The sequence below is a fragment of the Gracilimonas sp. BCB1 genome, assembly GCF_040117685.2.
Taxonomy (GTDB): Bacteria; Bacteroidota; Rhodothermia; order Balneolales; family Balneolaceae; genus Gracilimonas.
Window position 1 is genome coordinate 13,170 of the sequence record NZ_JBEDYP020000009.1, and the last position, 26,015, is coordinate 39,184.

The 26,015-nt window shown below is 43.5% G+C and carries 24 protein-coding genes and 1 tRNA gene; 8 read left to right on the plus strand and 17 right to left on the minus strand.

What is annotated here, in order from left to right; all coding sequences use genetic code 11:
- Position 1: 1 nt before the first annotated feature.
- The 6 genes from ABFW99_RS04185 to hisG all read right to left on the minus strand — a co-directional run bounded on the left by ABFW99_RS04185 (position 2) and on the right by hisG (position 7,444).
- Positions 2-2,233, minus strand: coding sequence for a TonB-dependent receptor (locus ABFW99_RS04185; protein WP_349353268.1), 2,232 nt, complete (start codon positions 2,231-2,233; stop codon positions 2-4).
- A 261-nt stretch (positions 2,234-2,494) separates the two neighbouring features.
- Entirely contained in the window at positions 2,495-3,094 is a 600-nt protein-coding gene (gene hisH / locus ABFW99_RS04190; RefSeq protein ID WP_349353267.1) for an imidazole glycerol phosphate synthase subunit HisH, read from the minus strand.
- 7 nt (positions 3,095-3,101) lie between these two features.
- Complete coding sequence (hisB, locus tag ABFW99_RS04195; protein WP_349353266.1) at positions 3,102-3,986, minus strand: imidazoleglycerol-phosphate dehydratase HisB; 885 nt, start codon at positions 3,984-3,986, stop codon at positions 3,102-3,104.
- Positions 3,987-4,040: 54 nt separating this feature from the next.
- The gene (hisC, locus tag ABFW99_RS04200; RefSeq protein ID WP_349353265.1) at positions 4,041-5,084 is read right to left on the minus strand and encodes a histidinol-phosphate transaminase; all 1,044 of its coding nucleotides are present in this window, start codon (positions 5,082-5,084) and stop codon (positions 4,041-4,043) included.
- A 129-nt stretch (positions 5,085-5,213) separates the two neighbouring features.
- Positions 5,214-6,500, minus strand: a complete 1,287-nt coding sequence (hisD, locus tag ABFW99_RS04205) for a histidinol dehydrogenase (protein ID WP_349353264.1) — start codon at positions 6,498-6,500, stop codon at positions 5,214-5,216.
- Positions 6,501-6,562: 62 nt separating this feature from the next.
- On the minus strand, positions 6,563-7,444 hold the full coding sequence (gene hisG / locus ABFW99_RS04210; protein WP_349353263.1) for an ATP phosphoribosyltransferase: 882 nt from the start codon (positions 7,442-7,444) through the stop codon (positions 6,563-6,565).
- 406 nt (positions 7,445-7,850) lie between these two features.
- Between hisG and ABFW99_RS04215 the strand changes: the two genes are divergently transcribed.
- Together ABFW99_RS04215 and ABFW99_RS04220 are read left to right on the plus strand one after the other, a co-directional pair.
- The gene (locus ABFW99_RS04215) at positions 7,851-8,267 is read left to right on the plus strand and encodes an OsmC family protein (RefSeq protein ID WP_349353262.1); all 417 of its coding nucleotides are present in this window, start codon (positions 7,851-7,853) and stop codon (positions 8,265-8,267) included.
- A gap of 106 nt (positions 8,268-8,373) precedes the next feature.
- The gene (locus ABFW99_RS04220) at positions 8,374-8,544 is read left to right on the plus strand and encodes a hypothetical protein (RefSeq protein WP_349353261.1); all 171 of its coding nucleotides are present in this window, start codon (positions 8,374-8,376) and stop codon (positions 8,542-8,544) included.
- 66 nt (positions 8,545-8,610) lie between these two features.
- On the opposite strand, the gene ABFW99_RS04225 is transcribed toward ABFW99_RS04220, so the two are convergent.
- The 3 genes from ABFW99_RS04225 to gap form a co-directional block, all read right to left on the minus strand.
- On the minus strand, positions 8,611-9,504 hold the full coding sequence (locus tag ABFW99_RS04225; protein WP_349353260.1) for a M28 family peptidase: 894 nt from the start codon (positions 9,502-9,504) through the stop codon (positions 8,611-8,613).
- A 30-nt stretch (positions 9,505-9,534) separates the two neighbouring features.
- Positions 9,535-10,542: an acetamidase/formamidase family protein gene (locus tag ABFW99_RS04230; RefSeq protein ID WP_349353259.1), complete on the minus strand. Its 1,008-nt coding sequence runs from the start codon at positions 10,540-10,542 to the stop codon at positions 9,535-9,537.
- 150 nt (positions 10,543-10,692) lie between these two features.
- Complete coding sequence (gene gap, locus ABFW99_RS04235; protein WP_349353258.1) at positions 10,693-11,691, minus strand: type I glyceraldehyde-3-phosphate dehydrogenase; 999 nt, start codon at positions 11,689-11,691, stop codon at positions 10,693-10,695.
- Between the two features lie 236 nt (positions 11,692-11,927).
- On the opposite strand from gap, the gene pruA reads away from it, so the two are divergent.
- Positions 11,928-13,544, plus strand: a complete 1,617-nt coding sequence (gene pruA / locus ABFW99_RS04240) for an L-glutamate gamma-semialdehyde dehydrogenase (RefSeq protein WP_349353257.1) — start codon at positions 11,928-11,930, stop codon at positions 13,542-13,544.
- A gap of 152 nt (positions 13,545-13,696) precedes the next feature.
- Here the strand turns inward: pruA and ABFW99_RS04245 are convergent, their stop codons facing one another.
- From ABFW99_RS04245 to ABFW99_RS04275, 7 genes are all read right to left on the minus strand, one after another.
- Positions 13,697-14,392 carry an ankyrin repeat domain-containing protein gene (locus ABFW99_RS04245; RefSeq protein WP_349353256.1) on the minus strand — a complete coding sequence of 232 codons (696 nt, stop codon included), beginning with the start codon at positions 14,390-14,392 and terminating at the stop codon, positions 13,697-13,699.
- 80 nt (positions 14,393-14,472) lie between these two features.
- Positions 14,473-15,387: a methionyl-tRNA formyltransferase gene (fmt, locus tag ABFW99_RS04250; RefSeq protein WP_349353255.1), complete on the minus strand. Its 915-nt coding sequence runs from the start codon at positions 15,385-15,387 to the stop codon at positions 14,473-14,475.
- Between the two features lie 2 nt (positions 15,388-15,389).
- A complete protein-coding gene (gene def / locus ABFW99_RS04255) occupies positions 15,390-15,953 on the minus strand; it encodes a peptide deformylase (protein ID WP_255133102.1) in 564 nt (187 codons plus the stop codon).
- A gap of 8 nt (positions 15,954-15,961) precedes the next feature.
- Positions 15,962-16,384: a Holliday junction resolvase RuvX gene (ruvX, locus tag ABFW99_RS04260; protein ID WP_349353254.1), complete on the minus strand. Its 423-nt coding sequence runs from the start codon at positions 16,382-16,384 to the stop codon at positions 15,962-15,964.
- Positions 16,385-16,403: 19 nt separating this feature from the next.
- Positions 16,404-16,727: an HU family DNA-binding protein gene (locus tag ABFW99_RS04265; RefSeq protein WP_255133106.1), complete on the minus strand. Its 324-nt coding sequence runs from the start codon at positions 16,725-16,727 to the stop codon at positions 16,404-16,406.
- A gap of 166 nt (positions 16,728-16,893) precedes the next feature.
- Positions 16,894-19,140: a RelA/SpoT family protein gene (locus ABFW99_RS04270; RefSeq protein WP_349353253.1), complete on the minus strand. Its 2,247-nt coding sequence runs from the start codon at positions 19,138-19,140 to the stop codon at positions 16,894-16,896.
- Between the two features lie 129 nt (positions 19,141-19,269).
- A complete protein-coding gene (locus ABFW99_RS04275) occupies positions 19,270-19,839 on the minus strand; it encodes an outer membrane beta-barrel protein (protein WP_349353252.1) in 570 nt (189 codons plus the stop codon).
- Positions 19,840-19,959: 120 nt separating this feature from the next.
- Between ABFW99_RS04275 and ABFW99_RS04280 the strand changes: the two genes are divergently transcribed.
- The 5 genes from ABFW99_RS04280 to ABFW99_RS04300 all read left to right on the plus strand — a co-directional run bounded on the left by ABFW99_RS04280 (position 19,960) and on the right by ABFW99_RS04300 (position 25,254).
- Positions 19,960-20,047 (plus strand) — tRNA-Leu (locus tag ABFW99_RS04280).
- A 182-nt stretch (positions 20,048-20,229) separates the two neighbouring features.
- Positions 20,230-20,616, plus strand: a complete 387-nt coding sequence (locus ABFW99_RS04285; protein ID WP_349353251.1) for a response regulator — start codon at positions 20,230-20,232, stop codon at positions 20,614-20,616.
- A 54-nt stretch (positions 20,617-20,670) separates the two neighbouring features.
- Positions 20,671-22,680, plus strand: a complete 2,010-nt coding sequence (locus ABFW99_RS04290) for a M1 family metallopeptidase (protein ID WP_349353250.1) — start codon at positions 20,671-20,673, stop codon at positions 22,678-22,680.
- 152 nt (positions 22,681-22,832) lie between these two features.
- Positions 22,833-24,560 carry a sensor histidine kinase gene (locus tag ABFW99_RS04295; RefSeq protein ID WP_349353249.1) on the plus strand — a complete coding sequence of 576 codons (1,728 nt, stop codon included), beginning with the start codon at positions 22,833-22,835 and terminating at the stop codon, positions 24,558-24,560.
- Positions 24,550-25,254: a response regulator transcription factor gene (locus ABFW99_RS04300; protein ID WP_349353248.1), complete on the plus strand. Its 705-nt coding sequence runs from the start codon at positions 24,550-24,552 to the stop codon at positions 25,252-25,254. The genes ABFW99_RS04295 and ABFW99_RS04300 overlap by 11 nt, the downstream gene beginning before the upstream one ends.
- A gap of 4 nt (positions 25,255-25,258) precedes the next feature.
- Here the strand turns inward: ABFW99_RS04300 and ABFW99_RS04305 are convergent, their stop codons facing one another.
- The gene (locus ABFW99_RS04305; RefSeq protein ID WP_349353247.1) at positions 25,259-25,822 is read right to left on the minus strand and encodes an NADPH-dependent FMN reductase; all 564 of its coding nucleotides are present in this window, start codon (positions 25,820-25,822) and stop codon (positions 25,259-25,261) included.
- Positions 25,823-26,015 lie beyond the last annotated feature (193 nt).

The window sequence follows — 26,015 nt, forward strand, 5'->3', positions numbered from 1 at the left end:
TTTACCTCAGGTTTAAACGGGCACCAATAGAAAATGTACGTCCAATAATCGGTCCCCAGGTGTAGATGGTATCAAACTCCGGCCCGAAAGGATTACCGGCTCCAACCAGAGGACTGCCCTGCCTGTAGTTAAAAATATTCTCTGCCGAGAGATACGCTTCGAAACCTATACCTTGCCCGCTGTTCACATTGGAGAACTCCTTGGTGATTTTTATATCATGCGTAGAATAGGCCGGTGACCGGGATGATCTCCCAAAATTATCTGCGTAGTTATCCGGCATGCGTTTCGGGCCAGTAAGATTCCCGCTATACCCCAATGAAAGATCCAGCGAACGGAAGGTGTAGGTTGCGCCAAACACTCCTGTGTATTCCGGGGCATACGTAAGAGCTCTTCTTTGTCCGTTTTCCTCCGTATATACATCCATGATGGTAATACTGGCATTGTAGGTAACTGGTAAAGCCGTAAAGTTCTGTTCCAGTCCTACCGAGAAACCCTGAGTTACTGAGTGTCCATCCAGGTTTTCATATACAATCAAATCAGGGTCCTGATCATAGCCCGGGATGATCTTATTTGAAAAGTGAGTATAAAATCCATCCAGGCTTAACGTCATTGGATTTGTACCAAAGGGGATGATTTGTTCCAGGCTGGCCGTGACACTTTTAGATTCCTCCGGCTCCAGATTCTCCGTAAACACTACTTTACGGGAACCGGTAAGTGCAGCATGATCTTCCGTAAATACATTCACCACCCGAAACCCTGTGCCGGCACTGAGCCTTATGGTGGTCATATTATGCGGGCTGAATTTTGATGACAATCGGGGAGCTGTTACAAAACCATGTTCGGAATGGTGATCGATACGAAGTCCGGCCAGGAAAGTAAAATCGCCGGCTTTTAGCTCACCCTGAGAGAACAGTCCCGGAATCCACCTCTTGTCCGGGGCGTCGGATGTAGCAGGTGTGTTGTCGTTGTAGTTTTCGTAACGGATGGTGGTTCCTGTCAGAAGCTGAAAATTTGAACCAATGGCCTGGTCCCAGGTAGCCTGACCAAATACAATACCCTGCTGTGCATCATACCAATCGGTTCCGTAATAACTGTCCTGATCGTGATAGGTGACGGCGCCGCTTAACCGAAGCTGTTCATTCAAACCGGCGGGCCGGTATTCGGTCATAAACTCAAAGCGATTTGTATAAATGGATTCCCCGTAAATTTGATCGGAACCGCGAAGGTCATCACTGAACGCCTCTAATCCACCGGTTCGGTTTTCACTGTAGTACTTCATGGCAATATTTAAACGCTGCTCCATATTCTTCCCCAGCAGTGTTCCTTTTCCAAAAAGAGAAACCCGCGATTGTTTGACGAGGTCGTTGAAGTTATCGCCGTTCTCATCAAAGAAGTTTTCCTGCCTGAGGATATTGCCACTTATAAAGCCTTCAAATTGTCCAAATCTTGGTGAGTAGGCTATATTGACATTTCCCTCTTCGGTGCTTTTGGCATAGGCATCGGCCGTAAAGGTTGGAGTGATGGCAGGGTTTTTGGTGATGATATTTACTACTCCACCCAAAGCCTGTGTTCCATACAAAGTAGATTGCGGCCCTTTGATTACTTCCACCTGATCGATAATAGATGGACTGATTCCATTCAAGCCATACACCGAAGCCAGTGCTCCCATGAGTGGCATTCCATCAATCAGAACCGCTGTATTTGGCCCTTCCACCCCGTTAATCCGGATGGCATTGGTTCCGCAAACGCCACAGTTTAATTGGGTTGAAAGTCCGTTTACACTGCTGATCAGGTCCATAATATTGGAACTGGTTTTGCCCTGCTGAAGCTGTTCGGCTTTAACCACATTTACCTTTACCGGCGATTCTTTTACGTAGGTTTGCCGCATAGTACCGGTTACCACCATTTGATCGAGCTCCAACAGCGATTCATTCATCCTGATGACTACAGTTATAGACTTGCCGGACTCCACGATTATCTTTTTTGTTACTTTATCGAAACCAACCGCTGATATTAGAAGCTTATACTCTCCTGCAGGTATTTTTTTTATTTCAAACGATCCATTTACATCCGTAGGACTCCCTTTCTGAATTTCCGGAATCCCGACATTTGCCCCAACTACAGGCTCTCCTTTCGAGGTTACTTTTCCGGTGATTGATCCAACATCCGTTTGGGCAAAAACGAGTGAACTACAACAGAAAAAAACGGCTGTTATAAGCGTTACTTTTCGCATTTATTATTTATGACTACTTAATTATTTAGCTTAAGCTAAAATTAAGGATATAAACACCTTTTCTGCAACAATTTTTTAAGTAGATAAACAAATTTATTAGCTAAGGCTAAATTCTTAATAATGCCCGCTCTTTACCAATCAGAGCTATGTTGTTGAGTTCTTCTGTAAACAAGGAGCGTTAAAATGCACCGGCTGTTGTTCTTAAGAAAAGAAAGCGAAGAACTTGAAATAAGCGATCACTATGATTGATCAGATATTCGCTTATTCTGTAGAGTACACCATATCCAGGAAGTTCTGTAAAATCATGGAGCCTATATTACCTGACTTTTCGGGGTGAAACTGAACGCCAATAAAGTTGTCTTTGGCAACAATAGCTGAGAAGTCGCTAATGTAATTGCAAGTTGCCAGGGTATGTTCCCCTACCGGTGCGTAATAGCTGTGCACAAAGTAAAGGTAATGTTTGTCGATCAGGTTCTTGAGGATCGGATGTTTTTTGGAATCGTGAAGCTTGTTCCAACCCATATGCGGTACTTTCGCCTTCGATTCATCGAATTTTTTAAGTGAGCCGGGGATGACTCCGAGTCCAATGGTATCGCCTTCAGTCGAGGACTCGAATAAGAGCTGCATTCCTACACAAATACCGAGAACCGGTTTATCGGTAAGCTTCAGCCATTCATCCACACCCTTTTCTTTGAGCGATTTCATGGCAGTAGCTGCATGTCCAACCCCCGGAAATATAACTGCATCGGCTTTTTCTAATTCTTCCGGTGTTTCTGCAAAGAAAAATTTAGCTCCCAGTCTGTCTACTGCATTTGCTACAGAAGCAGTGTTTCCTGCTTTATACTTGATGATTCCTATCATAAAATATCTACAACGTCCCTTTTGAACTTGGGATAAGATTCTTGATGCGCCCGTTTTGTTCTATAGCCATCTTTAAAGCCCGGGCTAAACCCTTAAAGCAAGCTTCTATCTTGTGGTGATCATTATCACCTGAAAAGCTAACATGAATCGTTGCCTTTAGGTTCATTGCCAGGCTGTAAAAAAAATGTTTGATCATTTCGGTTGGCATATCGCCTACATACTCTCTCTTAAATTCTCCCTCAAACACCAAAAACGGGCGCCCGGACAGATCTAATGCTACTGTAGCCTGTGCTTCATCCATCGGTAAAACGAACCCATACCGTTCAATCCCTTTCTTGTTTCCAAGGGCTTTGGTGATTACTTCCCCCAATGCTATGGCTACATCTTCGATGGTGTGGTGCTCATCCACTTCCAGGTCCCCTTTACACGTCAGCTTAAGGTCTATCAATCCGTGGCGGGCGATCTGATCCAACATATGGTCGAAAAAGTTCAGACCCGTTGAAATATCAGCCTTTCCGGTTCCATCCAGATTTATGTTTATACTGATATCCGTTTCATTGGTCTTTCGCTCAATAGATGCTTTTCGGGCTTTCTGTGTAATGAATTCCACAACAGACACCCAGCCTTCAGCCGACAAAAGCTCTTTCTCCTTTTTAAGTAGTTGGAGCTGCTGTCCGGAACCGGTGATTATCAAATCAGCTTCACCTTTTGTCTCATAAGGAATTTGCTCCTGGGCTAATATCAAATCCTGATCTTCGGAAATATCCCCTTGCTCTATCAATAGATTATGGCCGGCCTCGAAGATTCTTTTCAACGAGATGATAGAATTCTTCCTGAATCTGAACTTCTTCTCAGGATCGGTAAGTACGTCTTTGGTAATAGCTACTAACATATGTTCAATTTTTAATCTGAATCTACAACAGTACGCAAAAGCGTCAATTTTATGTTACCGGATGTTCTCCAAAGCCTCGAAAAACCGGTCGTTTTCTGATTGAGTTCCAATCGTAAGTCTCAAACAGTCTTCACAATGTGGTTCATTCCCCCGGTAACGGACAATGACTCCTTCTTCTGCCAGCTTTTTATAAACATCCATAGCATTTTTAATTTTAAAAAGTATGAAATTGGCATCGGTTGGATAAACATAATCCACCGACTCGTAGGTAACCAGTTTGGAGATCACCCGCTGCCTTTCTTCTAAAATGGACTTAATATTTGAGGTGATATTCTCGAGCATCGAGAATGACTGTATAGCTACTTTGGAGGTTAGTTTGTTCACATTATAGGGAGCCTTAACCTTCATCATGTAGGAAATAACCTCCGGATTGGCCAGAGCAATACCGAGGCGAATTCCAGCCAGCCCGAATGACTTCGACATGGTTTGCAGCACTACAAGATTTGGGAAGTTTTCAATACTCTTTGCCAGACTCTCCTGCCCGCTGAAGTCGATATAGGCTTCATCCACTACTACAATCCCGTCAAATCCTTCCAGCACTTTCACCACATCCTCTATATTCATGCTATTTGCCGTTGGGTTGTTGGGAGAGCAAATAAAGATGATTTTAGTTTCGGGTTGAACCGCTTCCAAAATTTTCTGTGGCTGCAGCTGAAATCCTTCGGTCAACAGTACCTCGTCTACCTGAATGTCGTTGATGTTCGCTGATACTTTATACATCCCATAAGTAGGAGGGTTTACAATTACACGGTCTTTGCCAGGATTACAAAATATCCGGAACAGTAAATCAATCGCCTCGTCACTGCCAACTCCTACAAACACATTTTGTTTCTCCACCTCCCTGAAGATGGCTATTTTTTCACGCAATTCCTCCTGGTACGGCATAGGATACCGATTCAGCTCAAGGTCGTCCTGATAGGGAGCTCCCATGCTGTTTTCGTTGGCATCCAGCAAAATCCCCCGGTCAAAATCGTCCCGTGCACTTCGGTAAGGCTTCAGGTTTCGGATGTTCTCCCGCACTAAGGCTTCTATCTTCATTATTTGGCTCATGTGATTTGAAAGTTATTTTTGGGCACTTCCGACAAACCTTTTTCTGAATTGCTTAGCAAATAGTTCACTGTAAAAGGTTCTTCGTACTCACCCTGTGTGGCACTTATTAAATTTTACTTATTGTATGTCTTTTAACCGGATACTTACGGCATTTTTATGAGCCTGAAGCTCTTCCAAATCTGCGAGTTTTTCCACCGTGGGTCCCAGTTTTTTTAATCCTTCTTTATTCAGCACCTGCATGGTTACTGATTTCTGGAAGGCTGAAAGGTTCACCCCGCTATACATCCGTGCGTACCCGTAGGTCGGCAAGGTGTGATTAGTACCCGAGGCATAATCACCCACACTTTCCGGGGTGAGTTGTCCCAGGAAAACAGAGCCGGCATTCATAATTTTCTCTGTGTGGCTCTCCGCATCTTCCACATTCACAATTAAATGTTCGGGAGCATATTGGTTTGAAAAATCAAAAGCCTGTTCCAGTTTATCTACTGTCAGTATAAAGCTATTAATAAGCGCTTCTTTGGCAATGTCTTTTCGTGGAAGCTCTTGTAGCTGACTTTCTAATTCATTCTCCAGTTTATTCATATCAAAAGCAGTAGTGGCAACCAGCACTACCTGGCTGTCTTTGCCGTGCTCGGCCTGTGAAAGCAGATCAGCAGCCACATAAGCAGGCTTGGCTTGCCCATCCGCTATGATCAATACTTCAGAAGGCCCGGCCGGCATATCAATACTGATCTGTGCTTCTGAATTTTGAAGAATCATTTTTGCTGCGGTCACATATTGATTCCCCGGACCAAATATCTTATCCACTTTAGGAACCGACTCCGTACCTAAAGCCATAGCTGCAACCGCCTGGGCTCCACCTGCTTTCAGAATAGTATCAACACCGGCTTTCTGAGCGATGTAGATAATTTCCGGGGCTATAGTTCCGTCTTTGCGAGGCGGAGTTGCCAGTACTTTAGTTGTACATCCTGCAATCATCGCAGGTATGGTCAGCATCATTGCTGTTGAAGGTAAAATGGCAGTTCCACCCGGCACATAAAAGCCCACCCGCTCGATGGGTCTTGCTACCTTCATGCAGCGTACGCCCGGCATAGTTTCAACTACCAAAGATTCCTGAACCTGGGCTTTGTGAAAACTATAGATGTTGTTAAAAGCCGTATCGATGGCATCTTGTATCTCATTCGAAAGGTTAACCTCTTGCTCCGTCGGATTGATGCTGATGACATCCAGACTCACCCCGTCGAATTTCTCCGTAAACTTTTTTACCGCACCATCTCCATTCGCTTCTACTTCGTTGATGATGGGCTGAACGGTTTCAAAAATAGAAGCAAAATCAATCTTAGGCCGTTTGGTAAGCGCATTGAGTTCTTCAAATGATAAATCCGAATACCTATAAGTCTTCATGAAATTCCAGTTTAAAAATTCCAACAACCAAGACGGGTATTTGGAATTTGTGATTTAAGCTTTTATAAAATCATACTTTCAATAGGCAGCATAACAATATCAGATGCGCCCGCTTCTTTAAGCTCTTCCATCACTGTCCAGAATTTATCCAGAGGAATTACCGTGTGGATGGCTACCATGTCACTATCCGCCAATGGCATCACCGTAGGACTTTTCATAGAAGGAATAATCTCCTTAATTCTTTCGACATTCGATGTAGATGCATTCATCATAATATACCGGCTTTTGGCCGCTTTTTGATAGCCGTCCATTCTCACCAAGAATCGATCAATCAGTTCCTTCTTACCGGGCGAAAGTTCTTTATTGGTTCTAACAAGCTGTGTTTGTGAGTGCAGAATAGTATCCAGCTCCACCAGTCCATTTGCTTTCAGCGTGCCTCCACTTGAAACCAGATCAACAATGGCATCCGCTACTTTAAGTTGAGGAGCAATTTCTACCGCTCCCGAAATCTCAACAATCTGAATATTTATGTCACGTTCTTCGAAGAAACGGCGGGTTAAATTAGGATAGCTTGTTGCTACTTTCTTTCCTTCAAAATCCTGTGCTGACTGAATATCCCCATCCTTAGGAGCCGCTAATGAAAGTCTGCATTTCCCGTATTGAAGATCCCGTATCGGGGTTACGTCTGCGCCGGTTTCCTGTGTCTCGTTAGCTCCTACAAAACCCAAATCGCACACCCCGTCCTGCACATACTCTGGGATGTCATCGTCACGAAGCAATAAAAGCTCGACATCGAAATTTCGGGTTTTAACAATCAGGTTCCGTTTGTAGTTGTCAAACTCTATTCCGATACCTTCAAGTAAATCAATGGTCTTATCCGTCAGGCGGCCGCTTTTTTGAATAGCAATACGTAAAGAGGTTGAAGAATCTTTTGTTCTGTTCATGAAATTAATAAGTAAATGGTAAGAATTAGATATAGGTAAATAAAAGGTCGAGAAAGGTGCAATTAATGCACATGGATATGATGATGTCCGCGATGGGCATGATGGACATCTAGAGAAAGATGATGGATATGTAGGAATGCGTCTTTCATTGGTGCAAATATAGGGAAAGCTTTCTTATTGGGTCAACTATTTTATTCGTTTTAATAATTTGATAATCAAACTGAATTGTTTGCTCATTTCGTTCATACGGGCGCACATTGTTTTGAATTCTGACCCGTGATTTAGAGGATTTTCTTGCTAATCTTGATTATTTCTTATCACGTTAATCCCCTGATCTTAAGAATCATGGTTCAAGCCCCATGATTTCTTTACCTTCCATCAAAGCGAATGAACCAAACTAATACTTATGAAAATTGACGTAACCTGGCTTGGCAAAGACTTCCACATGGAAGCAGAAAATGATACTGACGGAAAAATCCGAATTGATGGCAAAAATGACATTGGCGGATTGGAAGGCGGGTTGAGCCCCATGCAATTGTTACTTGCCGGTATCGGAGGATGCAGCGCTATCGACGTAATATCGATCCTTGAAAAACAGAAACAGAGCCTCACGGACCTTAAAGTTGAAGTGGATGCCGATAAGCAAAAACTGGATGCCGGCTATTCAGAGTACAAGACCATACACCTGCATTTTATTCTCTCCGGTGATTTAGACCCCAAAAAAGTTCAGCGTGCCCTAGATTTGTCCATCACCAAATACTGCTCGGTTTCCAAGGCACTGGAAAAAGGCTCCGAAATAAGCTACGACTATGAAATCAAGTAATCTTTAACTTTGAATTTTTCATTCCGAAACCGCTCAGAATTGCTTAAAAGCAGCATTTTGGCTATATTAAGTGATAGTTAATTACCAATAAATCAGATACTTACCTATGGCTAAATGCGAGTTATACAAAGACGTTAAAGGCGAATGGAGATGGAGACGAGTCTCTAAAAGCGGAGATATTGAGGCCTTTTCAAGTCAAAGTTTTGAAAAAGAAGAAGACGCCCGCAAAGATGGGAAAGATTGCAACGAATGCACCAGTTACCTGCGGAAATTTTAGAACCACTTTTTTGTAGAACACTTAAAGCCTCACCGTTTGGTGAGGCTTTTTTTATGCTTTGAGATTCTACCGCTCATCAAAAGCCAGGATAGCATTCAGGATCATTCGAACACTTCCTTTATAGAATTCCCGGGGAATGGTTTCGAAGTCATCTGTATGGCGATGATAGTGTTCATGATCTGCCACGCCAAAGTACACAAAGGGAACACCTTGTTGATGGAACGGGCCGTGGTCTGATGAATAAGTCCAGTCGTCCAGTTCGCTGTCTGGTTCATCGTGTCCAAACAGTAAATTGATATCACCGGTTTCAATCTCTTCAAGAACCGGCTTTAGCTCCGGATAATGATAGGTGCCAACAGCATAGATTTCATTTGAATCATTTTGAGCAATCATATCCAGGTTGATGTTTAGCTTCACTTTTTCAAAGAAAACAGAATCTGCTACAAAAGCTCTTGCTCCCTGTAATCCCATTTCTTCAGCATCAAATGCCGCAAAGACCATCGTGTGATTAGGCTGAATTTGACTAAAATAATCGATGTAAGCTATAAGTGCTGCCGTTCCTGAAGCGTCATCATCGGCTCCGTTATAGATTAAGCTATCGCGAATACCCAGATGATCATAATGAGCTGTAACCACCATCAAAGAATCCGTTTTACCTTTGATTTGCCCGATTACATTCACTCCTATCATCTCCTCACCGCTTCTGTTGGTAAAGGAGAACTCGTGCGTGTAGGAATCCTGAAACGGTTGAGCTCCCTCTTCTTCAAATCGTTGCACCAGGTACTCCCGGGCTTTGCGGTTACCTTCGGTACCTGCTCGGCGACCTTCCATCTCATCGGAAGAAATCACGCGAAGATCTTCAATAAGCTGTTCTGTGTCTAAGGTTGCCTGTTGCTGCTGAGTTGTACAGCCTAAACTGAATACAAATAATACAGCTATTAAAAAGGGGGATTTCTTCATCTAAATTCTGAATTTTGGGTTGTATCTGTTTTATTTAAAAATATTCTTCGGGATGTGCATGGAAACTAACATATGAGGTACATCAACAACTTCTGCTATTTTCAGGTCTCCGGCCAGCGAACAAAGCGCGTATGCATCCTGACGATCCATGCCTTTCTCTTCTTCCAGAAAATCGATCATATAGCGGGTCGCTTTCTTCGCTGCTTCATCGATGGTGGTAGCAAAAGCAGTAACCGCGTAATAGTCTTCGGTTTCATATTGGGGTTCGCTAATCGTTCTTCCACCCTTTATTACTTCTACTTCATAAATGATATTCATAGGCGCTTCTATTGCCGTACCGCAAACTTCTCCGTGTCCCTGGGCAGCATGGGTATCCCCAATCGAGAACAACGCTCCCTCCACTAATACCGGGAAATAAACCACGGAGCCTTCAGTGATATTCGGGTCGTCCATATTCCCTCCATTTTCACGGGGAGGAATGGTGGAAAGCATTTCTTCGGTATCAGGGGCCACTCCCATCACTCCGGGAAACGGTTTTAACGGGATTTCAATATTCTCAGAAAATTTCGCTGTTTTTTTGTCTTTACCCAGCTCGAATGTCTTCAAGTAGGGCTCGGTGAATTCATCGGCGAGAAACCCAAACCCGGGCACGATGGCGGTCCACCCCCAATCACCCATCTCAATTTTATGAAGCGTTACTTTCAGCACGTCACCGGGATCGGCATTCTCCACATACACCGGGCCGGTTAACGGATGGATAGGATCAAAACTTAAATTGGCTAAATCCTCGAGGGTGGAATTTACATCCAGCTGTTGATCTGAAGCTTCTTCAGTTCCGACTTTTATGACCGAACCGGATGGAACCGTCAATACCGGCTCAATGGTACTGCTCCATCGGTTGTGCGTTTGGTCGGATGTCAGTTCAAAGTCAACTTCAGGAGTTTGAATATGCGACTTTTTCTCCGTTTCAACTTCAACACAACCTGAAGCTCCCAATATTAACAATGCAGATAAATAATAGAATGATACCCTAAACATAATTTCTCCTCATTTTTTGGTGTGCAGAAATGTGAGGAGATCAGCGCAGTTTTACAAGTGAATGGATATAAAAAACTCCTGCTCTCTTTCGATAGCAGGAGTTTCAATTTAATAGCATGCTTAGTGAATGTGATTCACTATTACTAAAGATTATACAATCTTGGTAATCAGATCAGCTGTACGAGCAGAATAGCCGGCTTCATTATCATACCACCCGATAATTTTAACCAGTTTGCCATCTACTTTCGTAAGCTGACTGTCGTAAATATTTGAATGTGGGTTTCCAACAATGTCAGAAGAAACCAGCTCCACATCAGCATACTCAAGGATTCCTTTCATAGGGCCTTCGGCAGCTTTCTTAAAAGCAGCATTCACTTCTTCAGCGGTGGTTTCTTTTTCAACTTCACAAACTAAATCAGTTAATGAACCGGTCAGGGTTGGAACACGAACAGCTCCGCCATCAAGTTTCCCATCAAGCTCGGGAAGAACCAGTCCAACTGCTTTTGCTGCACCAGTTGTGGTAGGTACAATGTTTGCGGCAGCAGCACGTGCACGTCGAAGATCTTTATGGGGTCCATCAACTAATTGCTGATCACCGGTGTAAGAGTGGATAGTGGTCATAAAGCCTTTTACCAACCCGAAGTTGTCATCAATTACTTTAGCCATTGGAGCCAGGCAGTTGGTGGTACAGCTTGCATTGGAATAAATCTCAATATCATCAGCAATCTTTTCATCGTTTACACCAAGAACGATTGTTTGAATATCGCCGGATGCAGGGGCTGAAATAACCACTTTTTTGGCTCCTGCTTCCAAATGCTTACCGGCACTTTTTGCATCACGGAAAAAACCGGTTGACTCAACTACAACTTCCGCACCAAGGTCTCCCCATTTCAGATTCGCCGGATCTCTCTCAGCACTCACTTCAAAGCTCATTCCATCGATGGTCATTTTGTCTCCATCCACAGAAACATCTCCGGGATACGTGCCCTGGGCTGAATCGTATTTAAAAAGATGCGCCAGAGTCTTGGTGTCTGTCAGATCATTTACTCCAACAATTTCAATTGTATCTTTATGATTAGTTAGGATTGAACGGGTTACCATTCTGCCAATACGGCCAAACCCGTTAATTCCCACTTTAATTTTTGCCATTTCGAATCCTGTTTATAATTGAATTGAGTTTTTATTCTTCTAACTTCACTAAGTAAGAATGTAAAACAGACTTGTAAAGTTCTGTTGAATCGTTGAAAGCTACCATTATCGCGCCCTATTTTCAATGTTTTCGGCTACCTGAGAGGTTTAATTTCATCCCCTTTGAATTGGGAGCGCTTTTCTGCGTATCTTTAGTGTAACAAAGCTTAAAATTCATCAAAAAATAATTCAAAACCATGCCCGACCAGACCTTAGAAAAGTACAAAAATGAGACGTACTTAGATTTTTCTGATCCCACTAACGATAAAGCTCAAAAGAAAGCACTCGAAGAAGTCCGGTCCAATTTTGGCCAGGAGTATGACCTTTACATCAATGGCGAATTTGTGAAAGGTGATGCCGGTACTTTTGAAAGTAAGAACCCATCCAACCTTTCTGAGACTATTGGAACATTTCAAATGGCCAGCAAAGACCAGGCCTTTGACGCTTTGGACAAAGCGTGGGATGCTTTCGAAAGCTGGCAACATGTATCTGCTGAAAAAAGAGCAGAATATCTGTTTAAAGCAGCCGATGTAATTCGTCGCCGAAGGCTGGAAATCAATGCCTGGATGATTAGCGAAGCCGGCAAAAACTACCTTGAAGCCGATGCCGACACCTGCGAAGCCATTGACTTTATAGATTATTACGCACACGAAGCCCTTCGCATCGACGACGGAATGGATGTGCTTTCCGAAACCTGGGGCGATTACAACCGAACTATTTACATGCCTATCGGTGCCGGAGTTTCGATTTCTCCGTGGAACTTCCCTTTCGCTATTTTTGTGGGAATGGCCGTTGCTCCTATTGCTGTAGGTAACACCGTTGTAGCTAAACCTGCTCCCGACACTCCCCGAATGGGCTCCATCCTTGCCGAGATTTTTGAAGAAGTAGGTCTCCCAAAAGGCGTATTCAACTTTGTACCCGGCGGTGATATTGAAGTTGGAGAGAACCTCGCCAAGCATCCTAAAACACGATTTATTTCCTTCACAGGGTCTAAAGCTGTAGGTCTGCACCTGAATAAAATTGCAGCTGAAGTAGCTGACGGACAAAAGTTCCTGAAGCGAATGGTTTGTGAGCTGGGCGGCAAGAACGCTACTGTTGTAGATGCTGATGCCGATATTGAAAAAGCTTCTACTGAGATTGTGAAAGGTGCTTTCGGTTTCCAGGGACAGAAATGTTCCGCCAGCTCCCGCGTAATTGCGCACCAGGATATTTATGATGAGCTGCTTGAGAAAGTTACAGAAAAAACGAAAGCTCTTTCTGTAGGAGATTCCAAGGAAAACCATATTTCAGGCCCGGTTATCAACCAAAAATCTGTTGATAAAATCATGAGCTATATTGAGATTGGCAAGAAAGAAGGCCGACTGGTAGCCGGAGGCAAGCGTGCCGAGACAGAGAATGAGGGTTACTACATTGAGCCTACCGTTTTTGCTGACATCAGTGAAGACGATCGTCTGGCCCAGGAAGAAATTTTCGGCCCTGTAACCGCATTTATTAAAGCCAAAGATACCGATGATGCCTTACGCATTGCCAACGGTGTTGACTACGGACTAACCGGAGCTTACTTCTCGCAGGATCCTAAGAAAATTGACCGTGCGTTGAGAGAATACCGGGTAGGTAACCTGTACATCAATCGTAAGTGTACCGGAGCTCTTGTTGGAGCTCAGCCATTTGGTGGATTTAAACTAAGTGGTACTGACGCCAAGGCCGGCGGGCGTGATTATCTCAAGTATTTCCTTGAGCCGAAATCAACCACCCTGAGACCAGCCGATGGTGTTGATTATGAACTCGAAGATTTTGAGTTTGCAAATAAGTAATCAATCGCATCTGTCTTATAAAATTAAAGCCCCGCTCATCAAATATGTGCGGGGCTTTTTTATATCTGTTACTTGGTAAGGCCTTTGAATAAGCAAACTTGAGTCAAATGGGTAACCCAAAATCCTTCTACCCAAGATTCAGGAGTGTAGAATTAGTCGTCTAAATCTACATCATCTGGGGCATCGTCGTCATCGGATACCAGTTCATCCACATCGGTAGTGTCGTCCAGGTCCACATCCTCATCTTCGTCTGTAACAGGAGCTACTTCTTTCTTGGGTTTAGATTCGGGCTTAGCTCCGGCTCTTTTCATAAGTAAAGCAACATCGTCCTGCTCATTATCCATGGCAATCATCATGGCGGTATCCCCATTCTTATCCCGTAATTTCACATTTGCACCCTGATCAATCAAATACTTAACTACATCTGTATTGCCTTCTTTTGCAGCAAGCATTAGCGCGGTGTGCCCCCATCGTTGCTGGGCATCCACATCGGCGCCGGCCTCTACCAGTAATTTTACAGCTTCAAGATTACCAACACGGGCGGCTGCAATCAGAGCAAGATTCCCAATATTGGCCCCTTTATCGAGGAAATATTTCAACAGCTCAAGATTACCATTTTCAGCTGCACGGTTTAAAGCTGTACCTCCCATTTTGGTCTCAATATTCAGATCAGCTCCCTCCTCTACCAGAAACTTGGCCATTTCGGTGTGGTTTTTTTCAGAGGCCAAAATGAGAGCAGACGCACCACTTTTGTTGGTTTCATCGATAGCCTTCTTACCTTTCAAAAGCTTTTTCAGTTCTTCCAGATTACCGGCCTTAGCTGCCTCAAAAAATTCTGATTGCTCCATAATATGCTATGATTTTAGCTTTGCAATTGGCGTGATGATAAAAAACCGAACGTATATCTCAAATTAATTCTTCAAGAAAATTAATTCAGCACTCCCTCAACGTCGTAGCCTCTAATTAATTCCTCTCCTGTCAGCCTTTTTGTGCCGGGAAGCTGTACTTCGGTTAATTCTACCGTTCCATCCAGGCATCCGACAAGCAGCTTATCATCCTTAACTATCAGTTCTCCGGGATCAACATTTGCAGCAATTCCTAAGCGAGACCGGTACATATTGAACTTCTCTCCATTCCAGTTAGCCCAGGCAGTCGGGAACGGGCTCAAACCTCTGATTTTATTATGAACTTCTGCTGCCGGTTTATTGAAGTCGATATGGCAATCGTCCCTGAAGAGCTTGGGCGCCGGGGTGGCTTTGGTATGATCCTGGGCTGATAAGGTATAATCCCCAGAATCTATTTTGTTGATGCTCTCCAACAGCAGCTCACTCCCCATATCCCTGAGCCGGTTGTACAATTCACCGGTCGTTTCATTATTTCCGATTTCTGCCTTTTTTTGAAGGATGATATTGCCGGTGTCCACTTTTTCATCCAGAAAAAAAACGGAACACCCGGTTTCTTCTTCACCATTGATAATAGCCCAGTGAATTGGAGCAGCCCCACGGTATTTGGGCAACAGGGAGGCGTGCAAATTAACAGAGCCTTTTTTGGGGATGCTTAAAACAGAAGCTGGTAAAATACGGAAGGCTACAACCACAAAGAGGTCTGCTTCCAGTGCTCGTAACTGTGTTCCGAATTGCGGGGATGAAAGATCGTCTGCCTCAATTACCGGAAGACCCAGTTCCAGTGCCTTGGCTTTTACTAACGTAGGTGATTTTTTTGAACCACGGCCACGTCTCTTGTCCACGTTACTTACCACCGCTTTTATGGTATGTTCAGATTGGTGAATTTGCTCCAGGCTTGGAATGGCAAATTCGGGTGAACCCATAAAAACAATATTCATCGCTATGCTTCTTCCTGTTTGGGGACTACCGGATATTTCACCTTTTTGTTGCCTTCGTCAATCTCTTTAAGCTCTTTCTTGTGCATTCTCTTTTTGAAAGCACTCAGGTAATCCAGAAATAGAACGCCTTCCAGATGATCGTACTCATGCTGAATTACCCGTGAGGTCCACCCTCCGGCTTCCAGTCGGTGCTTGTTAAAATCCCTGTCAAAAAATTCGATGATTACTGTTTCCGGGCGAAATACTTTGTCGTTCACTTCCGGTATACTCAGGCAGCCTTCTTCCAGTGGCACCTTATTCCCTCTTTTTTCCAAAATCAATGGATTGATAAATACCATTGGGCCATAGGGAACTTCTCCATCTTCAATCATAGAGTCGGTGTCCATCACAAATAATTTGATAGACCGTCCAATTTGTGGAGCAGCCAAACCAACGCCATCAGCGTTATACATGGTCTCCAGCATGTTATCGATCAGGGTTTGCAGTTCCGGGCTGTCTTCTTCTATTTCATCTGCTTGTTTCCGTAAAACCGGATCATCGTACGTTACAATTGGTAATATGGGCATATGTTATATTAAGAATTCGAATCTAAGTAGTTTTGTAAAATGATGGCCGCAGCAATACGATCAACTCGTCCCTTCTCACTTCTCTTTTTTTTAGGAACTCCAGCCTCTATCATAAGGCTGCGCGCCTGGGTTGAGGTGTATCGCTCATCAACTTTTGCAATGTCTATGTTTGGGAAAGAGTGGCGCAGTTTTTTTATAAAATTATTAACCATTTGTGTGGCCGACCCTTCTTCTCCTTTAAGAGACAAAGGCCAACCAACAACAAATTTATCTACGGATGCGTTTTCTGTGATTTTTTTAATCTCAGATAATGCTTCCTCCGGGGAAAAAGTGCCTACCGGTGATGCTATGGTTTTTAGTAAGTCGGTTTGTGCAATACCTACTCTTTTTTTCCCAACATCAATACCGATAAGCCGTGCATATTCCTGCAACTATTTATTTACCCCTGAATTATTTATCCTTTTTCACGTCCTCTAAAGGCTGTCGCAAAAACTTCTTCATTAGCTTACTTGGCTTGAAGTGTGTTTTACGATGCGCAGGCACATAAATAACTTCGTTTGTTTTTGGGTTTCTGGCTTTTGGTTTAGCCTTGGTTTCTTTTACTTCAAAGACTCCAAAGTCACGAATTTCAATTCTGCATTCTGTATCAGCAGACATCATAATTTCTCGTAAAGCTACGATCACAGCATCAACCCACGGTTCTGCTTGAATCATAGGTTCATCCATTGCTTCCGCAACCCGACGTACGACGTCTCGTTTTGTGTAAGTCATCATAATTTTATTGATTTTATTATGTGCCTGTTATTTAATTATGGCACGTTTGTCCTTCCATAATTATTCGCAACTTTGTTTTCCTTAAGCTGTTTAACCTATAGCGAATAATCTTACAGTATTGTAAAGATAACTTTAATAAAAATCTACCTAAACTGCATTAGAAAGGCTACTCGTAGCGTAATACGTTTTTTACACCCTCCACTTTTTCCAGGCGCTTCATAATCTTGCTGAGATGGGAGATGCCATCAACATAAAGAGTGATTATCCCCTCAAACATTCCGCTGTCGCTACTTACGTTAATGCTTTTCATATTGGTCTCAAGCGACTTCGACAACACATCGGTAATATCATTAATCATTCCCACCCGATCGCCACCGATTACTTTTATAGCACCAAGGAATTTGACGTCAATATTTTTAGCCCAGTTCACATCCACAATACGCTCTGCCTCCGTCTTTAACAGATGCTGTGCATTGTTACACATACTTCGGTGTATCTTGATATCACCGGTTCGGCTTATAAAGCCAATAACATCATCACCCGGAATAGGATTACAGCAGTTTGCATAGGAGTATTTGATATTGCTGAGTTCGCCATTTATAAAAAGCGACTTCCCGTCACCTATCGACCTTGCCTCGCTAATGTATTTATCCTGGATTTCCTTCTCTGTAATAGGATTAACTTCCACATGCTCATTCTCTTCCAGCCGGCCTGTACTCTTGAACTTCTTAACTTCATGCAATAACTCGCTTACGTCAAAAGCACCAGACCCGATATCAAAGAAAAGCTCCTGAGTAGATTCGTATTTAAATTTTTTAGCGAAGCGGTTCAGCTCCTGTTCTGAAATTTCGATGTTGCCCCGGGCAGCTCTTTTGTTCCAGATTTCGCGACCCTCTTCAGCAACTTTACGCTGCTTTTGCTTTATAAATTGGCGAATCCTGGACTTGGCTTTATGGGTAACCACATCATCAATCCAATCAGGATTGAGATTGATCTTGTTACCGGTAATAATTTCAACCTGATCCCCATTCTGCAGTTTTTGTCGCAACGGCACCATCTTCCCATTTACCTTAGCAGCCATAGCTCGTTCACCGATTTCACTGTGAATTTCAAAAGCAAAGTCGATAGGTGTTGCATCCCGCGGCAGGGTTCTCAATTCACCGTCCGGAGTAAAAACATAGATCTCGTCCTTATACAGGTTCAGCTGAAAGTCCTTTACGAAATCGGTAGCGGCATCCGGGCGGGGGTTATCCAGAACGTCCCGTACCCAATTCACAAATTTATCGAGGGTATCTGACCCTTGCTGGGCACCTTCCTTATACTTCCAGTGAGCGGCTAAGCCTTTCTCTGCAATATCATCCATCCTGCGGGTTCTGATTTGAACCTCAACTTTTCGGCCTTTATTTGTGATTACCGTAGTATGGAGTGATTGATACCCATTGGCTTTGGGCACGGAAATGAAGTCCCGGAATCTTTCCGGAATTGGGGTGTACCAATCGGTGATGATGGAATACACCCTCCAGCAATCTTCTTTAGTATGCTGACCTTCCAGAATAATCCGGATGGCAAACAGGTCGTAAATTTCTTCAAAAGGTTTTTGTTGCCGCTGCATTTTGCGGTAAATGGAGAAGATATGCTTGGGTCGCCCTTTAATTTCAAACTTAAAGCTCATTTTGGTCAGCTCATTCTGAATGGGCTGCATAAACTCGTTAATGAACTCTTCCCGGTCCTCCCTTTTCTCCCGAAGCTTCCGGGCTACAAACTTGAAGGAAGTAGGATCAATGGTTTTAAAGCATAAGTCTTCCAGCTCATTCTTAATCCGGAACAGCCCAAAACGGTGGGCAAGCGGAGCATACAAGTCCATAGTTTCCGAAGCAATCTTAATCTGTTTTTCCCGCTTCAGATGTTGTATGGTTCGCATGTTGTGCATGCGATCGGCGAATTTTATAAGCACTACCCGGATGTCTTCTGCCATAGAAAGCAGCAGCTTCATAAATGCCTCAGCCTGCTTGCTATCCCTGCTTTTAAATACACCGGTAATCTTGGTAACCCCATCAATAATGACGGCCACTTCATCCCCAAACCAGTGTCGGATATCATCCAGGGTTACATTGGTGTCTTCAACTGTATCGTGTAGCAGAGATGCAATAACAGAGATGTCATCAATATTGATTTCACTGGCTACAATTTTAGCCACTTCTACCGGATGGTAGTAGTACGGCTCCCCCGATGCCCGCTTCATATCCTCGTGCGACATATAGCAAAGCTTAAATGCCTTGGTCACAGCTTCTTCATCCACCGAATCAATATGATCACGGCACACGGTAAGCAACTGCTTCAGATCTTCTTTCTGAGCCTTTTTTAATTTATAACCCTCAAGGTCATATTTATCTATGGAAGCAGTATCACTCATAATATCATCCAGCCAACTTCCTTTAAATGTAGGTATAACCCTCGTTTAAAGCACTTGCTTACTATTCTTTCGTACAAAAAAAGCGGATATGGAGTTCACATCCGCTTTATTACAATTAACTGATTTTGTTTAAAAACTTAAAGAAACACCAAACATAATTCTTCCGTTTTGAGCATCCGCCAGGGTAGGCTCACCAAGCTCTTTGTTAGAATAACGATATTCAACAAATGGTTTTAAAATTGGTATGACAGTTACCTTGGCACCCACCGACATATTCCAGTAGAGGTTGCTTTCATTTCCTTCTTCGGGTCGATTCCCCGGAAGGCCGTTGTAATCCTTAACGGCTTTTTCGTAATTCTCGGTACCAAGCCCCAATCCAACATAGGGTTCAAGAAGTCCAACCGACACACCACCAATGAGTGCTACTCCCACATCATAATTAGTCAGGTCTTCAGAGTAAGAGAAGCTTTGATTGTTGGGATCCACATTATTTTCTTCACTAAAATAACTTCCATGTACTCTGAGTGACAAATTCACCACCGGAAGTTTTTCAAGAATTCCTTTTTCGATTCTGAGGCCAAAGCCGTTTTTCGGCTTTTCATCTCGGAGCTCATAGGAAGCTCCTAACTCAAGCTGAGCAAAACAGCTGGCTGAAAAAATAACGGCTATTAAAATAGTAAGGGGTATAAAACGTCTCATAGCTTCTCTTTTAGTTGTTATTTGCCCAAAGTTACGAAACGCAGATGTGGATTCAATATTTGTTTAATTCTTTATTGAAGTAGTGAAAGGTAAAGCCGTATATTTGGCGCCTACCGGAAAGCCGCCGTGGTGGAATTGGTAGACACGTTGGACTTAAAATCCAATGGGTATTAAAATGCCCGTGTCGGTTCGAGTCCGACCGGCGGTACAAAGCCTGCTTCTCAGAACAGAGTAGCAGGCTTTTTTTATTTATCCCCCCTTTATATGCCATAAATTGACTGTTTACTTTATTTAACCACTAAATTTTTTTATTAGAAAATTTCGTTTAATATTAATTCATGTTATTATTTGCCCTGTTGCTTATAAGGCAATGAAAATTAATGGAACGAGATGGACAAGAAACAGAATAAAACTGTTATGATCGTTGAAGACGATCTGATTCTGAATCTTCTGTATGAAAGCTACCTGGAAAAATTGGGTTACGACGCGGAAGGGGAACTCGTATATGGTAAAACAGCCATCGAAGTAGCTCAGAAGATTAAACCGGACCTCATCTTAATGGACATTTCTCTTGAAGGGGAAATTGACGGTATAGACGCCATGATGGAAATCCGTAAATTTTCAGACGTACCTGTTATCTACATTACAGGAAATTCCGACCCTCATCATGTTCAAAGAGCTAAAGAAACCGAGTATCTTGACTATTTGGTTAAGCCCATTGAATTTAACGACCTGAAAGATTCTATTGAGAGAAATTATAAGAAAATTCACAAATAGATCTATCCCGTTTCATATCTGCTTCCTTTTTGACCAACCAAACTATACCACATTATGAAATCATCGCTTTCGGGATTCCTGATTATAACAATCGCCGTATTAGCGGCATGTTCGCCATCAAGAACCACGACTTTACCTGATACCTCACCTACTGAGAAACAAAATTTCAAGCCGGAACGGCCCATTCCCTACCAGATTGAAGAACCCTGGGACTTTCAGAAAGCCGTTGAAGATGGTTTCCGGTCCTTTGACGGTACTCCCGGTATAAACTATTTCACCAATACCTATTCCTATAAAATTGATACCGAACTGGTACCCGCCGACACCATGCTATATGGTGAAGCAGATATCACCTACATCAATAATTCGCCTGATACTTTAAACTATATTCTTTTTGAACTGGCTCAGAACCTCCATAAAGAAGGAGTGCCCCGTAAGGAAATCGTGGAGATTACCGGTGGCGTTAATATCACGCGGGTTTCCATTGGTGGTGAAGACATTGCCGGAATGAAACGAAGTCGCCCAACGTATGTGGAACAGGGCACAAACCTGGTCGTTTATCCGAATGAGCGGATTTTGCCGGGTCAGACTACCAAACTCGAAATTGATTGGAACTTTAAAGTTCCGCAAGCAGGTGCAAGCGGACGTATGGGGTACAGCCGGAATAACCTCTACTTCATTGCCTACTGGTTCCCGCATATAGCTACTTATGATGACGTTCACGGATGGTTTGGAGATGATTTTACCGGAAATGCAGAATTTTACCACGACTTTGGAGACTACGAAATTAATATTACAGCCCCTGAACAATGGCTGGTAATGAGTACCGGTGAGTTTTTGAACCCGGAGGAAGTCTTGGCCCCTGCTGTCCTCAACAAATATAATACAGCCCAACAATCTGACACTGTGGTTTCAGTTGTTGAAATCAATGATTTTGGAAGCTCAACGACGTCAAGCGAAGATGGAACACTTACCTGGCGGTTTAAGGCTGAACAAGTCCGCGATGTAGCTTTCAGTGCCACCTCCCAGTCGCAGTGGGATGCATTACGTACTCCTGTTGGAGATGTTGACGGTGACGGCAATGAAAATTATTCCACCATTAATGCCTTCTGGAGAGAATCAGCTCCTCTTTGGAAAGAAGCCGCTGATTACACGGCCCACTCTATTTCTTTCTTATCAGATTATACAGGCATTCCTTATCCATGGCCTCATATGACTTCCGTAGAGGGAGCCGGTATTATTGGTGGAGGAATGGAATTCCCGATGATGACGGTCATGGGAAGCTATAACAACCCAAACCCGAATATCCCTTTATCCCAAAAGAGACAGGCTCTGTATAATGTAACTGCTCACGAAATTGCCCATATGTGGATCCCGATGATTGTGAGCAACAATGAACGCCGGCATGCCTGGATGGATGAAGGAGCTACCACTTTTCATGAAGCCCACGCCCGCTGGGATAAATTTCCCGAAAGTTTCAGCCGGCTGGATGAATTCAACAGTTATCTTCCTATTGCGGGCAGCTACCTGGAAGGTGAAATTATGAGATGGTCCGATTATCACTATCCGGGTCCGGCATACGGCGTCGCTTCTTACCCCAAACCTGCTACGGTTCTAATTGCCTTGCAGGGTGTGTTAGGTGATGACTTGTTTAAAGAAGCCTGGACGAGGTTCATGGATCGCTGGGCCTACAAACACCCAACACCTTATGACATGTTCAACACCTTTGAAGATGTTTCCGGCAGAGAGCTCGACTGGTTCTGGCGGTCATGGTATTTTGAAACCTGGACCCTGGATCAGGCTATTGCAGATGTCACTGAAGACGGTGGCCGGGTAACTATAACCATAGAAGATTTAGGAAAAGCAGTGATGCCCGTAGATCTCACCATCACTTTCGAAGATGGCTCCGAAACAACCACACGAATTGATGTTGATGACTGGATGATGGGCAAACGTACTACTTCTGTTACTTTAGATGCACAGGCTGGAGTTACCAGAGTTGAAATTGATGCTGACCACTATTTCCCTGATACAAACCGTGAGAATAACATTTGGGTGCGATAGACAGGTAAATGAACATAACATCTGTTATTTGAAAATCAGAAAGCCCTTCATACCGGAGGGCTTTTTTATTGGTGATTATTTTTACCAAATTTGAGTTCTTGCAAAATGACTAAATGCTATATTCAGGGCGTTAAGGTTCACAACCATTCTATATGAAAATTTTAAGAAACAGAGCTTTTCGCTGGATTTTATTGATGCTCGGGCTCTCGGCAATCATTGCCCTCACCGGAATGAATGTGCTGTCGCTATACGACCTCAGAGACCGTATGGTTGAAAGTGAAGAGGAACGCCGAATTGATCAGCTGGATGAAATCAACGATACGGTTAGAAACCAAATTCTCGAACCCCTCAGAGGATTGTATCGGATTGAGCTTGAGCCCATCGAAAGCTCCCTGCAGCAAACCGGACAGCTCCCCGACAACATTCAGGAAGTACTCGCCCGCTCATCCAAAAGCCCATTTATTAACAGCATTTATTTTACCCCTGAAAATGTAGATCCCTGCGATTCCAATAACTCTATTTACGAATACGATGCTGCAAACAATCAAATCACTCCTACCGATAACTATCCGGATTTAGTTTGTGACGGGGTGGGGCTGGCTCGTACCAAAACCAAAATTCAACTTAACGATTTCAACTACCGGTGGAATAATAACTTTGAGTTTGATACTCATCGCAGCCTGAATATTGGCCTTATCAATCTTTCTGAAAGCCGGATGATAGGATACATCACCCTCACATTAAATGAGGATTATATCGTAGATGAAGTCCTTCCTCCCATTCTCACAAACTATTTCGGCAAAAGTGAAGAGACCGGGATAGTGGTTTGGGTTCGCGACTGGACCAACAACCGGGTGTTGGCTACTAACGACACGACCATTGAATACGACCGTGACTTGCGTGATCATGTAATGGGCTTTTCCGGCTCCGGATTCTTCGACAACTGGTCGTTAAATCTTGCTTTCCTGGACGCGCCGGTTACCAATGCGTATAACGAAACCCTGATCAAAAACCTGATCGTACTTGGCGTGGCTGTTCTGTTTCTGGGGGGAGCGCTGATCTTTATGTTTGTGACCGCTCAGCGTGAACGCCACCTTGCCCAGCGGCAAGCCAGCTTTCTCGCCAACGTAACGCACGAATTGAAAACCCCACTGGCTGTAATGCAGGCAGCCGGTGAGAATATCTCGGATGGCCGTGTTACCGAACCCAAACGCCTGAAGCAGTATGGCGAGCATATTTATAATGAATCCATCCGGTTGAGGAGCATGATTGAGAAACTTCTGGATGTGGCCCGTGTTGACTCCGGCCAGAATATGATCAAAGCCGCTCCATACAGCATTCATAACCTGATGAATAAATTCCTGAACGAAAACCGGGAGTATATCGAAAACAAAGGCTTTGAAGTGAAGTTTAAATCTTCTGCTGAAGAAGCTTTGTGCATGATTGACAGTGACAGCTTTGAAACCATTGTCAATAACCTGACGGAGAACGCCATTAAATACAGCAAAGATGAAAAGTGCATCGAGTACCAGATTTCATCTAACAAGGACTATGTATTTTTCAGTATTTCGGATCGGGGAATCGGAATTCCTAAAAAAGAACAAAGAAGCATCTTCAAAAAGTTTTACCGGGTTGACGATTCCGATTCAAAGAGCACCAAAATTAAAGGGCATGGATTGGGATTAAGTATCGTGCGAAATATGGTTAGCCTGAATAGCGGGAAAATTGAAGTAAAAAGTAGTTCCGGCAAAGGCACAACATTTATTGTAAGATTTCCTAAATTGGACAAGAATGATGTTTCAAAAGAGCAGCTGCAAAACGTACATACCGGATCCTCACCAACAGAAAATTTAAGTAAGCACACACATTATGTCGGATAAACGCATGAAAGTGCTCGTTGTGGAAGACGAGCCAAGCCTTGTTTTCACACTTCGGGATACATTGGAAAGTGAAGGGTACGATGTTTTAGTAAGCGAAGAGGGTACTCAAGCCGTTGAAATGGTGAAAGAACATAAGCCGGATATCATGATTCTTGATATTATGCTTCCCGGTAAAAGCGGCTATGATATTCTGGAAGAAATCCGGGACAACAAATTCACTTTCCCCGTCATCATGCTGACAGCCAAAGATCAGGAGCCTGATAAAGTAAAGGGACTGAATCTCGGCGCCGACGATTACCTGACCAAGCCATTTGGCGTAAAAGAACTACTTGCCCGCATTGAAGCCCGGCTCCGTCGTGCCGGCACCTACTCCACCTCCGGTGAAGTGGACATCCTGCAGTTGGGCTCGATAAAGATAGATTTACATGAATCTGTGGTGCATCGGCCGGATGGGGAAGAACTTGAGCTGACATCGCGGGAAGTGGAGCTGATCCGTTACCTGCTGAAAAGCGCCAACGAACCGGTATCCCGGGATGAGCTGCTGGAAAAAGTTTGGCGTTATGAGTTCAGCACAAACACCCGAACGGTGGACGTTCACATTTCAAAGCTCAGAGCCAAGATCGAAGTACATCCCGACGATCCCCGCTACCTGATTACCTTGCACGGAGTTGGTTACATGTTAAGAAATGGATAACCAATCAGACCAGCTGATCCATTTCTTTTTGTTTCACGGATTCCACAAACTTCACGAAATTTTCCACCTGTGATTCGAGCAGGCTTTGCTTGAAGTCATCCTTGATTCCTTCAGTTTCCGAGAATTCTTTTTCTACCCGCGGTATAAATACCCGCTCCGGGAATTGGAGTGCATTTCTGTAATTAGCTACCATCTGAAATTGTTCAACGGCACGCAGCCCGCCAAATGCACCGTTCGCCTCCCCTATAAAAGCCATAGGCATTTTCTCGAAGGCCTCCGGAAATGGCAGGTAGTCTATAAACATCTTTAGAATACCGGGAAAACTGCCGTTGTATTCGGGAATCACAAAAACCAGTCCGTCTGCATTCAATACAGGTTCTCTGAATTCTTCTATGGCCGGTAACTTTTTACCGTATCTGCCACCAACCACCTCTTCCAAAGGAAAGTCCTGCAGGCTGATTACCTCTGTATCCACTCCCTTTTTCTCATACAACCCCTTCACATAGCGGGATACTTTAAGTGCATTAGAGCTGGGACGGTCGGTACTGCTAATAATTTTTAGATTCATTAATTCTGTTTTAAAACTGACTTCGTATTCACTTTCAACATACCAATTCCTTTAAAAAAACATTCCATTTCGTAGTTCGTGACAAAAACATGTGAAAACCATCCGGTTTGTTTTATTTGATGAGGACGATTTAGATCTGCATCAGAAAACCATGGAAAAAATGTTTAATGCCAAACCAACGTAGAGACACAAC

What these genes read in the sequence shown, in the direction of transcription:
- ABFW99_RS04185 (WP_349353268.1), bottom strand. Translation starts at nt 2,233, where the DNA reads ATGCGAAAAGTAACGCTTATAACAGCCGTTTTTTTCTGTTGTAGTTCA.
- hisH (WP_349353267.1), bottom strand. Translation starts at nt 3,094, where the DNA reads ATGATAGGAATCATCAAGTATAAAGCAGGAAACACTGCTTCTGTAGCA.
- hisB (WP_349353266.1), bottom strand. Translation starts at nt 3,986, where the DNA reads ATGTTAGTAGCTATTACCAAAGACGTACTTACCGATCCTGAGAAGAAG.
- hisC (WP_349353265.1), bottom strand. Translation starts at nt 5,084, where the DNA reads ATGAAGATAGAAGCCTTAGTGCGGGAGAACATCCGAAACCTGAAGCCT.
- hisD (WP_349353264.1), bottom strand. Translation starts at nt 6,500, where the DNA reads ATGAAGACTTATAGGTATTCGGATTTATCATTTGAAGAACTCAATGCG.
- hisG (WP_349353263.1), bottom strand. Translation starts at nt 7,444, where the DNA reads ATGAACAGAACAAAAGATTCTTCAACCTCTTTACGTATTGCTATTCAA.
- ABFW99_RS04215 (WP_349353262.1), top strand. Translation starts at nt 7,851, where the DNA reads ATGAAAATTGACGTAACCTGGCTTGGCAAAGACTTCCACATGGAAGCA.
- ABFW99_RS04220 (WP_349353261.1), top strand. Translation starts at nt 8,374, where the DNA reads ATGGCTAAATGCGAGTTATACAAAGACGTTAAAGGCGAATGGAGATGG.
- ABFW99_RS04225 (WP_349353260.1), bottom strand. Translation starts at nt 9,504, where the DNA reads ATGAAGAAATCCCCCTTTTTAATAGCTGTATTATTTGTATTCAGTTTA.
- ABFW99_RS04230 (WP_349353259.1), bottom strand. Translation starts at nt 10,542, where the DNA reads ATGTTTAGGGTATCATTCTATTATTTATCTGCATTGTTAATATTGGGA.
- gap (WP_349353258.1), bottom strand. Translation starts at nt 11,691, where the DNA reads ATGGCAAAAATTAAAGTGGGAATTAACGGGTTTGGCCGTATTGGCAGA.
- pruA (WP_349353257.1), top strand. Translation starts at nt 11,928, where the DNA reads ATGCCCGACCAGACCTTAGAAAAGTACAAAAATGAGACGTACTTAGAT.
- ABFW99_RS04245 (WP_349353256.1), bottom strand. Translation starts at nt 14,392, where the DNA reads ATGGAGCAATCAGAATTTTTTGAGGCAGCTAAGGCCGGTAATCTGGAA.
- fmt (WP_349353255.1), bottom strand. Translation starts at nt 15,387, where the DNA reads ATGAATATTGTTTTTATGGGTTCACCCGAATTTGCCATTCCAAGCCTG.
- def (WP_255133102.1), bottom strand. Translation starts at nt 15,953, where the DNA reads ATGCCCATATTACCAATTGTAACGTACGATGATCCGGTTTTACGGAAA.
- ABFW99_RS04265 (WP_255133106.1), bottom strand. Translation starts at nt 16,727, where the DNA reads ATGATGACTTACACAAAACGAGACGTCGTACGTCGGGTTGCGGAAGCA.
- ABFW99_RS04270 (WP_349353253.1), bottom strand. Translation starts at nt 19,140, where the DNA reads ATGAGTGATACTGCTTCCATAGATAAATATGACCTTGAGGGTTATAAA.
- ABFW99_RS04275 (WP_349353252.1), bottom strand. Translation starts at nt 19,839, where the DNA reads ATGAGACGTTTTATACCCCTTACTATTTTAATAGCCGTTATTTTTTCA.
- ABFW99_RS04285 (WP_349353251.1), top strand. Translation starts at nt 20,230, where the DNA reads ATGGACAAGAAACAGAATAAAACTGTTATGATCGTTGAAGACGATCTG.
- ABFW99_RS04290 (WP_349353250.1), top strand. Translation starts at nt 20,671, where the DNA reads ATGAAATCATCGCTTTCGGGATTCCTGATTATAACAATCGCCGTATTA.
- ABFW99_RS04295 (WP_349353249.1), top strand. Translation starts at nt 22,833, where the DNA reads ATGAAAATTTTAAGAAACAGAGCTTTTCGCTGGATTTTATTGATGCTC.
- ABFW99_RS04300 (WP_349353248.1), top strand. Translation starts at nt 24,550, where the DNA reads ATGTCGGATAAACGCATGAAAGTGCTCGTTGTGGAAGACGAGCCAAGC.
- ABFW99_RS04305 (WP_349353247.1), bottom strand. Translation starts at nt 25,822, where the DNA reads ATGAATCTAAAAATTATTAGCAGTACCGACCGTCCCAGCTCTAATGCA.